General features: G+C 62.8%; 2 protein-coding genes. Both read left to right on the forward strand.

The window, feature by feature from the left end:
* A partial coding sequence (locus AC5ZGW_RS46100) for a hypothetical protein (protein WP_496114159.1) occupies positions 1 to 665 on the forward strand: 665 nt, incomplete at its 5' end.
* A gap of 259 nt (positions 666 to 924) precedes the next feature.
* On the forward strand, positions 925 to 1,787 hold an 863-nt coding region (locus AC5ZGW_RS46105), incomplete at its 3' end, for a transposase (protein WP_496114160.1).

A 1,787-nucleotide genomic window follows, 5' to 3' on the forward strand; every position in this document is an offset into this window, starting at 1 on the left:
GGCCCTCGGAAGATAACATCGAGATGACACGTCTGGATGGGAGCACATCATCGAGCAGAGGCAATACACCTGGCGACAAGGCCAAGATCCAGACGCCGCTCTCGAAGTCTAGCGTGGAGACGCCAGCCCCGAACAGCCCTTCACGTCAAGCGCAGCGCTTTGACAAACAAGGCGGGCCGGAGCTCTACGACAAGCCTCACGGCAAAGCGCAATTGACCCAAGCGCCGGAGCGCGAGGCGCGGCCCTCGGAAGATAACATCGAGATGACACGTCTGGATGGGAGCACATCATCGAGCAGAGGCAATACACCTGGCGACCCGCTTAGGCTGGACGCGCCCGATAGCACGACGGACCCTCTTGAGTTTACGCGCGTTGTCCAGGCACAGACAGCAGCCCAGCAGGCGGCGATGAGATGGAATGGCATGGGCACAATCGCAACAGAAGCCTTTAAGCTTCCGGGAGCCGGCCTGAACATGGGCGCGACGCACTACCAGGAGGAGAAGGCGAAGCTGGAGGCGGACGGCACCAAGGCGCGGGCGCAGATGGAGGACGAGAGTGAATTCATGGCAAGCTATGAGACGGTGATTCAGGACTTTCTGGGCAAGCTTGCTGAAATTCGTCGTGCCGATACCGAGGCGAGAAGCAAGATCGTCTATATGGCTTGAGTGCAATGCACGTTCGACGACAAACGTCTGAGCTTTGAGAATGGCGTAAGATGAACAATGCAGTTTCTGGAAACCAGCCCTATGTATCGGCTAACCGCGTAGGAAATGTTCTCCCGGGTGGCCTGTCTTTGTGCTCGATCATGATGCTGGTTCTGATGGAGGGGATGTCCCGGGTTCTGTTGAATTACTGAAGAGGTCGGCGTTGCCCACCTTGAGCCGGTAGGCTCGGGGTGCTGATTCCACAAAGGAGAGCAACGCCATGACGAGAGATATCACACCGGCTGGTTCGCCGGCGACCGGGGCTGTGGACGAAGCGTTTGCGGAAGTGCGGGCGAGCTTCGATCGGTTCTGCCTTGCGGCAGGGGTCGAGGCGCTGGGCACGATGATGGAGGCGGATGTGGCGGCGGCCTGTGGGCCGCGCCACGGTCGCGATGTAGCACGGCGGGCGCACCGTTGGGGCCGAACGCGGGGACGGATTGGTTTCCACGGCGGCAAGATCGAGGTCGAGCGCCCGCGGGTCCGGGGCGTGGACGGCCGCGAGATCACGATCCCGAGCTGGGAAACGGCGGCGCAGGAGGATTGGCTCGGTCGCTGGGCGATGAACCTGATGCTGATCAATGTGTCGACGCGCCGGTTCGGCCGCGCTGTCCGGCTGCCTGAGGGTGACGTGCCGGCACCACCCGGATCGGGAGTTTCGAAGTCGGCGGCCTCGCGGAGGTTCGTGGCGCTGTCGGCGGCGCGGCTGGCCGACTTCATGGCTGCCGATCTGTCCGCGCTCGACCTTCTGGTGGTCCAAATCGACGGGCTGCATCTCGGCGACGATCTCGTGCTGGTCGCCGCGATCGGGGTTGACGGCCAAGGCAACAAGCATCCGCTGGCGCTGGTGGAAGGGGCGACCGAGAATGCCGCAACGGTTCAGGCCCTGCTGGACAACCTGGTCTCGCGCGGGCTCGACCCGACGGTGCCAAAACTGTTCATCGCCGACGGCGCGAAGGCGTTGTCGAAGGCGATCCGCCGCACCTTCGGTTCGGCCGCTGCGATCCAGCGCTGCCAGATCCACAAGGCCCGCAACATTATGGAACGCTTGCCGAAACAGCATCATGCGGCCACCCGTCGGGTGCT

It is taken from the genome of Bradyrhizobium sp. Crot121, from assembly GCF_059512385.1.